The following is an 8,811-nucleotide window of genomic DNA, read 5'->3' on the forward strand; positions in this document are numbered from 1 at the left end:
TGCTTTCTATTATGCCATCAGCTTAGCCAGACAATTGTCTGAGTATTTATACTGACTGCAAAAGTGGGATGCTCCCCTTTAGACAGTTGCTCGCTCAATTTATCACTGACAATGAATTGGAGTCTTTGGATGGTCAAGAACAGGTAGTGTATAGGCGTGTATGGAATCTCTGGTATTTATTTACATCTCAATCAGATTTACGCTTAAAGAATCCTGTCCCAGAGTCTGCTAATCGATTTGATAATCTTAAAAGAGGAATTAGAAACAATATAAAAAAAGAGTTGCGAAATATTTCCTCTGACCAGTTACGGATTCAGATTCTATCTGAAGAGATTCTTTGGAGACAGGAACGGACACTGTGGATAAAAATAGATGGCGAAAATCCTGTAGAAGTATACAACTCCTTGGAAAGGGTACTGACTGCGATCTGGCAGGCATTTTTGGAAGTTAAGAACAAGGATTTGCGACACCATGTGATTGACTTAAATTGGCCTTTTGTTGTCATTATACCCTTAGTCAAAGGCAAGTCTTTTAATGCTACAGCATGGCGTATTTCCCTAACTGTTCTGTTATCAAATGACGAACAGCTTGAATTGAAGTGGTGGAATTTAGCTCCCCATCCTATTCCTCCAGATGCTTTAACTGAGTTGAGATTAACAACTTGGGCAGAACCGCGTTTAGAAGTGGTGCATAAGCTAACTGCTTCGGTGTCCAAGTTATCGTTGTTTGCAGCCCATATTCGAGATTTTGCAAGACTTCCCGATTTAGATGAGCAAGGAAAAAAAGAATTTCAACAGTATATTCAGCGTCTAGTTGCTCCTATGAAGGAAGCTTTACAGTTAGTGCGAGATACAGAGGTAGAAATAGAAAATTTATTCGGGGAATTCTCACCTTCTGACTATGAAAACCGTCCAAATTTAGTGGCTGTAGTGCAAGCTTTACAAGCTTTACACAATCAGGTTTTACCAACTTCCGATTTTCAGGGTCAGGTGTCAATGGATTTAGAAGGAATGGTTGAATGGGCTAATCGACTAGAAACAGGGAAACAGTATGCTTTTTTAGCGTATTTGTTTTGGGCCTCTGATATTGTAAATATGACCCCTTTCCCCAAATAACGAAAAGAGCGATCGCCCTTTTTTCCTAAAGTGCGATCGCCTCTGGGACATCTCAAATCCAAAAGTGCGATCGGCATCCCTAAGTTAAGATATAAACTGAGAAATCACCCTCATAGTAATACGACAGGAATGTGCGATCGGAAATTATCAAAATCTTTATCAGTAGTGAAAATGCTGTAGCCGCGACGATGAGCAACGGCACATAACAGAAAATCAGTATTTGAACCCTGAACGCCATTACTGCGACAGGTATTGAAAAACTCTGCGGCTAACTCATAATCTTCAGTTGTTAGCTCTAAATCAGGAAAAGCACGAAGATACTCTCGCAATCGAGCAAACTGTTCCTTGTAGCGTACACCAGAAAGTACCTCCTGACGAATGGCCCCCAGTAAAACAACTCGTCCATCTGCAATCAAATCACGCAGTACATTAACAATAGAGATCGCATCATTTGTTGTGTTGCGCCGCAAGGTCAACGACCAAACGGAACTATCAACAAGAACATTCATAAAGTTTGTCGCTGTTGCTTGTAGTTATAATCTTCATCGTAGTCAATAGTACCAAACAATTCCATTACTTTTAGTTGTTTGCGACGTTGAATGTACTCGCGTAAAGCTGCTTCTATTAATGTAGTAGGTGTTGGATGGTTACTCAAATCAAGGGCTTCTTGAAGGAGAGTTTTGTCAATTTCGAGCGTAGTTACCATATATTTTCAGGAGTGCAAGTAGGGTATCACGTAATTGCCACCGAACAATGCTGTAATTTTAGTGTAGCACTGAAACTCTATCAATGGGCGATCGCTTTCTGCATTTAGTTCGCGGGAGAATGAAAAGCCTGTTTAGCTTGCGTAAGTCAGGCAAGTCGGCATTTATGAGGACTGCTCAAAGCTCGATCAAGCTCTGGAAGCTTTAATGGCGGCCGGCATCCCCTGTCATTTATTTAAAATACTGACTTCCAACGATGACATCGATTTGAAGCCTGTAACGCAATACCTCAAAGCAGTTTCCTAATGTTTTGGGTGTAACGCAATTGTTGCTTTTTCAAAGTGCGATCGCCCTTATTTTCCGAAAGTGCGATCGCCTTACAATCATGTCAAATATATTCAATCCTTCCGATCATTTCTTCAGGCGCATACACTTCATAAATTAAAATCAAACTACGGATAATCTCGCCAACAGAACGAGAATTAGGAGGACAATAGACAATACCCGGATAATCGGTGGTATCGCTTGCCATAATTAAAAAATCATCATCGTGAGTTACTATCACGCGCTGCTCGAAGCGAATAAAATCCAGGTGTGACTCATCGCTTTTTGTCCGCAACCCCGCATCAACTGTTGTCGTCACATCTATCCCGTAACGACGCAAACCGCGCGCAATGTTAGAGTCAATATGTTCGTCTAAATGAAAACGAATTTGCTCACTCACCTCTAATTGCCCTCAATTTTTCTTGTAACGGAGATGGTAAACTATTTCGCTTTAATTCTTCCACAATAGCTCGACTTTCAGCAGTGCGACGATCGATTTCTTCTCGACGATCGTAATAATAGGTCATTGCTGCATGAACCGATGCCAGTGGCAAATCATACTTGCCCGCGATTTCTTCTATAGAAATTCCCATTTTCAGATACATTTCGGCGATGTGTGCTACAGCAATTCGATGGCCAGCAATGCGTGGCTTACCACCAAGTACCCCAGGCGTAATTTCGATATGTTCTGTGATGACTGATTCCTTAGACATTTTAGTTAAAGGCTATTAATTTGTAATTTTTAAGCTCTTTAATATTAGCACAAATAGTCACCGTTAAACCAAATTGTAGGGTGCGTCAGACATTAATTATTTCGATTTCAACAGGTTTGAAGGATATGACGCACCCTACGAACAGTATTTCGATCGACCCCACCATCAACTAGATGCAAGCTAGATCCAGTCCGGCCTGAATCGGGGGGAGTCCAGAAGTATAGAATAGAGGTTGCGGAACCGGCACACCGCCCGATCGCTCGCCGCCAGCAATTTGTTACCCTAAAAATAGAATCAAACCTCCCTCAACTCCCTGTCATGAACAACGCCTCTCCACTAATTCAAACCGTCACACCCGAACGCTGGGCCGGGTTTAGTATGGACTTTATCGGGGCGGGTTACACGGGGCTGTTGGTCAAAAACGGCCGCGCCGTGCGTACCCTGAAATCCGGGCGGCATTTCAGCTTCGCCCTTCCCCTGCTGGAACAGTGTCAAATTGTCATCGTAGACACCAAACTCCGCAATTTGGATGTACAGTCGCACGGAGATTTTTTGTCTAAGGATCGATTTTTAATTGATGCCACTCTGACGGTTATTTATCAAGTTATAGATCCGAAACGAGTAGCTTTGGAATTGTCCGATCCTCTAGCTGTTTTAGCAAGTGCAGTTAAGGATTGTATGGGATTAGCGATCGGGCAAATTCCCCTACAACAGCTTATCAGTCAAGGACGGCTGTTGCTGCGCCAAAATTTGCTCGATCGCGTCCAAGATTTTTATACCCTAGGTTTTAACTTAGAAGACGTGCGAATTGGCGATGTCAGCTTTCCCGAAACCAACGGAGTTATTCGCCAAGTTGAGGGAATGAGTGCCCGACAGGAAGCAGAAAATGCCGCCGCCCTGCAAATGAGAATTGCCGAAGCCGGCCGTCCGATTGTTCCTCAATCTCCCGTACAGCAGTTAAACTTAATATCTGGTAATTCTCCTGCTAGTCTTCCAGCTTCAGACACAGCAGCAGCGTTCGATCGCGATTTGCAACAACTGACAGAACAACTCGCCCAAAACAGTCTCCCTCCTGGGAGAAATCCTCCCCAACTTGCACCAACCGTACTCGCAAGCAACGATCGCAAAACAACCGCATATTTAATCTACAAACTTTCTGGAGAAGCGATCGCCCTAACAGCCAATCCCTTTACAATTGGACGCGAACCAACCAACACTTTAGTATTACAAGATCCGCAAAGTTCCCGCTACCACGCTCAAATCCGCCGGGCCACTGACGAAATTGGCAAACAGCGGTATCAGCTTGTCGATAGCGGCAGTTCCAACGGCACTTTTGTAGGGGGGCAGAGGCTGGCTGCTAACGAGCCTTTTTGGCTGCCAAATGGCTGCGAAATTGCGATCGGCGACCAAAAATGGATCTTTCAAGATTCGTGAGGAAAGAGGGTTTTTTCCCATTGAACCTAACGCCCTGACCAAACTTGAACCACGGGTATTTTATAATACCTAATTTATCATAATGTACTTAGATTGCCAGTAGGGCGATCGGTGGGAATGGTAGCTGTTAAAATCGGATGCAGACACCCCGACCGCGAGTAACACAAAGCTACAACTCAGTAAATACAATGGTTTTGAAATAGCAACTGTAGAATAAATGTTTCTTTTGACTGACTTTTGACAACACAAATGTCAGTAATTGGGGCGATCGACCGCATCGCCCATGTCACAAAAAACAAGTGTCAACTTATACCAAAAAACTGTTCCTTACAGAACAGTTTTGTTTGTTCAAAATAGAAGCCTTTAACATAAGATACATTGAATTCCGACGCTAAAAATATCAGCAACTCACCCGCTCAATCGCATCCCCCCTCCCCAAAATATAAATGTTATTTTATACGAAAAAACAGTTTCTTACCGAACCGTTTGACAATTGAAAATATAAGTAGGCGAAGCAGACTAATTTAAGATTGAGAGAGGCAGATAACTTGAATATAGAACTTGTGCGCCGATCGTGGTAGCGTAAAAATACAAAATTTAGGCAAAATCTGTAGTTGTCTGTATTTTAGGGAGCGATCGTTGGCAGATTATGGAAGAGATTAAGGCGCTATTCGAGCAAGGAGTCAAGCGGCTGCATTCTCGGGATTTTGAAGGGGCGATCGCCCTGTTCGATCGAGTGCTGCAACTCGACCCCAACTACACCGACGCCTGGGGCTGCCGCGGCCTGGCCCTCGGACACCTGAAGCAGTACCCAGAGTGCATCGAAAACTTCGATCGCGCGATCGACCTCCACCCATCAAACCGTCAGGCTTTGCTCAACCGAGGTATTGTTTTGGGAGAATGGGGCAAGCACAAAGAAGCCTCTGCCAATTTCGATCGAATGCTGGGCTACTACCCCGATTCCTACGAAGCTTGGGAGGGCAAAGCCAACTCCCTGGCATTCATCAAAAAGTATACAGAAGCTCTCAACTGCTACGAACGCGCTCTAGAATTCAACCCCGATTACTACAAAGCCTTCGCCAATAGAGGGAATGTTCTGATCGAGCTCGGCCGCTTTAAAGCAGCAATTCGCAGCTACGACCAAGCTATCAGCATCCAGCCAGACGATCCAGAGGTGTGGTTCAACCGCGGCTGCGGGTTCATGGCTTGGGAAAAAGCGGAAGCAGCTTTAGACAGTTTCGATCGCGCGATCGCCATCAACTCTAACCACGCCTCATCCTGGGTAAACCGGGGCAATATGCTCGCTAAGTTGGGCAGACAAAAAGAGTGTTTGGAGGCCTGCGAACGAGCCGTAGAAATCAATCCCAACTGCACCCACGCTTGGAACAACCGCGCCTTAGCACTGCGGCGTTTGGGACGAGTAAAAGAGGCGATCGCATCCTACGACAAATCCCTGGTTTGCGACTCCCAAAACTACGAAGCTTGGGACAACCGGGGCTACGCTCTAGCTAAAATGGGCAAATACAAAGAAGCTCACAAAAGCATCGATAAGTCCCTGGAAGTAAAGCCAGACCACGCCAACGGCATTTACAACAAAGGCTATTGCTACGCCTGGGAAGGTAAAACAACTTTAGCCGTAGATTGTATCGCTAGGGCGATCGAACTCAACCGCTCCAAATACCTCAGTCTAGCTCAAACCGACCCGGACTTAAAGCCTTTGCACAAAAACAAGCGCTTTCAAAAGTTGGTAGGAAAAACGTTTTGATCGCCATTATTAAGCCAGCGCAAATCGCCCATCCCCAATTCCAAATATCTCCGAGTAGAATTCTCTTCCCAATCTTAGGGGGGATATCTCCACAAGCGTTTCGAGCGAGAATTTGTAAAGATTAAAAATATAAGTAGAGGACAACCCGATGAACTTTTCTATATCTTCTGTTTACAACTGGTACCGCGACACGCTCCGCAACCCCAAGTACCGCTGGTGGATTATTCTGGGAACCCTGGCATATCTGGTAAGCCCGATCGACATTGCCCCAGACTTTCTCCCCGTCGTCGGACAAATTGACGATGTGGCAATTGCTGTTCTGCTAATTTCCGAAGTATCCCAAATGGCGATCGACTACTTTAAATCCCGCCAAACAGAGACAGCTTCAGCATCCGAAGCCACCGGTGCCCCTTATTCTGAAGCCAAAGGCAGCACCGTTGACGTAGATGCAGTTTCTGTAAAATAATTGCCAAAAATAATCGAACGCTACAACCCCGACTTCTTAAAGAAATCGGGGTTTTTGTTTTTTAAATGGCAACTGCTCCGATCGTGCTCTAAAGCTGGTAATTTTAACTATGGTCAATCTGTGTTAACAACAAATTTTTATAGATGAAGTTTAGCGAAATAGTACAAAAACTTAACTTAGCCACCAGTAGCAGCCTCACAGCGTCGGTTGCTACCGATCCAGAAATTACTGGCCCTGCCCCAGTTGATGAAGCTCGATCGGGCACAATCAGTTACATAGAAGGTGCTAAATTTGCCTCTCATACAGCCTCGACAAATGCTTCTGCTTTAATTTTGCCCTTAGATGAAAGCCTCCAAGCTCAATGTGACGATCGCAATATTGCTTGGATTGCCGCAGCAGATCCGCGATTGCTGTTTGCTGAAACGATCGCCATTTTCTATCAACCGTTTCGCCCAGCATCCGAAATTCATCCCTCAGCCGTCGTTCACCCCTCTGCAGAAATTGGTGAAAATGTCTATATCGGCCCCCACGCCGTTATTCAAGCAAAAGTCAAAATTGGCAGCAACGTTTGCATTCATCCAAATGTCGTAATTTACCCAGATTCGGTAATTGGCGAAGGTACGGTATTACACGCTAACTGTGTCATTCACGAACGTACTCGCATCGGGGCAAATTGCATGATTCACAGCGGTGCGGCGATCGGCAGCGAAGGTTTTGGGTTCGTGCCAACCGCCACAGGGTGGGTGAAAATGGAGCAGTCTGGCTGCACTGTATTAGAAGAGGGCGTTGAGGTTGGCTGCAACAGCACGATCGACAGACCCGCTGTCGGAGAAACCCGCATCGGCCAAAATACAAAAATCGACAATTTAGTACACGTAGGTCACGGCTGTCAAGTAGGAAAAAATTGCGCGTTTGCCGCTCACGTTGGCATGGCGGGCGGTGTCAAAATTGGTAACAATGTAATTTTGGCAGGTCAAGTGGGAATTGCTAATCAAGCCAAAATCGGAGACGGGGCGATCGCCACTGCTAAAGCCGGAATTCACAGCGATGTTGCAGCAGGGGCGATCGTGACGGGCATTCCAGCAATTCCCCACAAACTATTTCTCAAAGCCACAGCAATCTACAACCGCTTGCCCGAAATGTACCAGTCTCTGAGGCAAATTCAGCGCAAGCTCGATCGGTAATTATTAGTTATTAGTCATTAGTCAGTAGTCATTAGTCAGTAGTCATTAGTTATTAGTCATTAGTTAACAGTTAACAGTTAACAGTCAACAGTTAACAGTTAACAGTCAACAGTTAACAGTCAACAGCCAACAGTATTACAGTCAACAGTCAACAGTATTATAGTTGCAACCCCTTAAATGTGGAATAGTATAACTAACCTGCGACTGCTGTCGCCGTCAATACCAGCAATTGTCAAAATAATCTTGTTTTTCTCGACTTGGATTGTGGTGTGGCTTCCCGCAGCGATCGTGCTGGCGATCGCCCTCAAATGGCATCCACCCCAACCCCTGGGAAACAAAAAACTACCTTTACTAGCTTCCCTCTACGCGATTGTCCCCTTCATTTTATGGGCGACAAGTTGGATCGAAAATACGTCTTTTACTAACTGGGGTTGGGAATTGCAACCCGCAGTTTTGATGTCATTACTGCGGGGATTAGGATTAGGAATAATCAGCTTAGTAATTTTATTCGGTCTGCAATTAACAGCAGGCTGGATCGAGCTCCAAAAAAGCGTAGTTTCCACCAAAACAGGCGAAAAAATAATAAATTTTTGGGCTTTAATTCTTAATCCTGCTAGTCTGCTGACTCTGTTATTAGGACTCTGGATTAGTGCGACAGAAGAGTTAATTTTTCGCGGCTGCTTGCAAACAATACTCCAGCAAGATTACTCAATATTAATAGCAGCAGCGATCGCCAGTTTCATTTTCGCGATCGCCCACCTAATTTGGGCCCCCAAAGAAACCCTACCTCAACTCCCCGGATTGTGGCTGATGGGCATGGTTTTAACACTAGCCCGCATCGCCGACAATGGCAGTTTAGGATTGGCGATCGGCATTCACGCAGCTTGGATTTGGGGTATAACTACCGTAGATACAGAAGGCGCAATTAATCCCACAGGCCGCGCACCGGAATGGATTACAGGAATAGCAGCAAAACCCCTAGCCGGTGTCGCCGGAATTTTGTTATTGCTAGCAACAGCAGCCGTACTGTTCTTAATTAGGGCTTGCTGAATAAGTTAGAAAAAATCGCGATCGCGTAGCTAACCGCAGACATCGCACTTGATGGG

At 45.1% G+C, this 8,811-nt stretch carries 10 protein-coding genes; 6 read left to right on the forward strand and 4 right to left on the reverse strand.

The genetic code is table 11. From position 1 onward, the window contains the following. Positions 1–86: 86 nt before the first annotated feature. A complete protein-coding gene (locus QUA02_RS32240; protein WP_333033789.1) occupies positions 87–1,115 on the forward strand; it encodes a hypothetical protein in 1,029 nt (342 codons plus the stop codon). 110 nt (positions 1,116–1,225) lie between these two features. On the opposite strand, the gene vapC is transcribed toward QUA02_RS32240, so the two are convergent. The 4 genes from vapC to QUA02_RS32260 all read right to left on the reverse strand — a co-directional run bounded on the left by vapC (position 1,226) and on the right by QUA02_RS32260 (position 2,856). Then, a complete protein-coding gene (gene vapC, locus QUA02_RS32245; RefSeq protein WP_333033790.1) occupies positions 1,226–1,624 on the reverse strand; it encodes a type II toxin-antitoxin system VapC family toxin in 399 nt (132 codons plus the stop codon). Then, complete coding sequence (locus tag QUA02_RS32250; protein WP_333033791.1) at positions 1,621–1,821, reverse strand: type II toxin-antitoxin system VapB family antitoxin; 201 nt, start codon at positions 1,819–1,821, stop codon at positions 1,621–1,623. The genes vapC and QUA02_RS32250 overlap by 4 nt, the downstream gene beginning before the upstream one ends. Before the next feature lie 386 nt (positions 1,822–2,207). Next, positions 2,208–2,543: a DUF5615 family PIN-like protein gene (locus QUA02_RS32255; RefSeq protein WP_333033792.1), complete on the reverse strand. Its 336-nt coding sequence runs from the start codon at positions 2,541–2,543 to the stop codon at positions 2,208–2,210. Next, positions 2,536–2,856: a DUF433 domain-containing protein gene (locus QUA02_RS32260; protein ID WP_333033793.1), complete on the reverse strand. Its 321-nt coding sequence runs from the start codon at positions 2,854–2,856 to the stop codon at positions 2,536–2,538. Before QUA02_RS32260 ends, QUA02_RS32255 begins: the two co-directional genes overlap by 8 nt. A 318-nt stretch (positions 2,857–3,174) precedes the next feature. Between QUA02_RS32260 and QUA02_RS32265 the strand changes: the two genes are divergently transcribed. The 5 genes from QUA02_RS32265 to QUA02_RS32285 all read left to right on the forward strand — a co-directional run bounded on the left by QUA02_RS32265 (position 3,175) and on the right by QUA02_RS32285 (position 8,755). Continuing rightward, on the forward strand, positions 3,175–4,290 hold the full coding sequence (locus QUA02_RS32265; protein WP_333033794.1) for an SPFH domain-containing protein: 1,116 nt from the start codon (positions 3,175–3,177) through the stop codon (positions 4,288–4,290). Positions 4,291–4,939: 649 nt separating this feature from the next. Then, positions 4,940–6,055: a tetratricopeptide repeat protein gene (locus tag QUA02_RS32270; protein WP_333033795.1), complete on the forward strand. Its 1,116-nt coding sequence runs from the start codon at positions 4,940–4,942 to the stop codon at positions 6,053–6,055. 148 nt (positions 6,056–6,203) lie between these two features. Then, entirely contained in the window at positions 6,204–6,521 is a 318-nt protein-coding gene (locus tag QUA02_RS32275) for a YkvA family protein (protein WP_333033796.1), read from the forward strand. A 143-nt stretch (positions 6,522–6,664) separates the two neighbouring features. Further along, positions 6,665–7,705, forward strand: coding sequence for a UDP-3-O-(3-hydroxymyristoyl)glucosamine N-acyltransferase (gene lpxD, locus QUA02_RS32280; protein WP_333033798.1), 1,041 nt, complete (start codon positions 6,665–6,667; stop codon positions 7,703–7,705). 177 nt (positions 7,706–7,882) lie between these two features. Continuing rightward, on the forward strand, positions 7,883–8,755 hold the full coding sequence (locus QUA02_RS32285; protein WP_333033799.1) for a CPBP family glutamic-type intramembrane protease: 873 nt from the start codon (positions 7,883–7,885) through the stop codon (positions 8,753–8,755). Positions 8,756–8,811: the final 56 nt, after the last annotated feature.

The sequence above is a fragment of the Microcoleus pseudofavosus SVA1_A4 genome, assembly GCF_036700565.1.
GTDB lineage: Bacteria > Cyanobacteriota > Cyanobacteriia > Cyanobacteriales > Microcoleaceae > Microcoleus.

Coding starts and splice junctions, on each gene's coding strand:
- vapC (WP_333033790.1), bottom strand. CDS start 1,624: ATGAATGTTCTTGTTGATAGTTCCGTTTGGTCGTTGACCTTGCGGCGC.
- QUA02_RS32250 (WP_333033791.1), bottom strand. CDS start 1,821: ATGGTAACTACGCTCGAAATTGACAAAACTCTCCTTCAAGAAGCCCTT.
- QUA02_RS32260 (WP_333033793.1), bottom strand. CDS start 2,856: ATGTCTAAGGAATCAGTCATCACAGAACATATCGAAATTACGCCTGGG.
- QUA02_RS32265 (WP_333033794.1), top strand. CDS start 3,175: ATGAACAACGCCTCTCCACTAATTCAAACCGTCACACCCGAACGCTGG.
- QUA02_RS32270 (WP_333033795.1), top strand. CDS start 4,940: ATGGAAGAGATTAAGGCGCTATTCGAGCAAGGAGTCAAGCGGCTGCAT.
- QUA02_RS32275 (WP_333033796.1), top strand. CDS start 6,204: ATGAACTTTTCTATATCTTCTGTTTACAACTGGTACCGCGACACGCTC.
- lpxD (WP_333033798.1), top strand. CDS start 6,665: ATGAAGTTTAGCGAAATAGTACAAAAACTTAACTTAGCCACCAGTAGC.
- QUA02_RS32285 (WP_333033799.1), top strand. CDS start 7,883: ATGTGGAATAGTATAACTAACCTGCGACTGCTGTCGCCGTCAATACCA.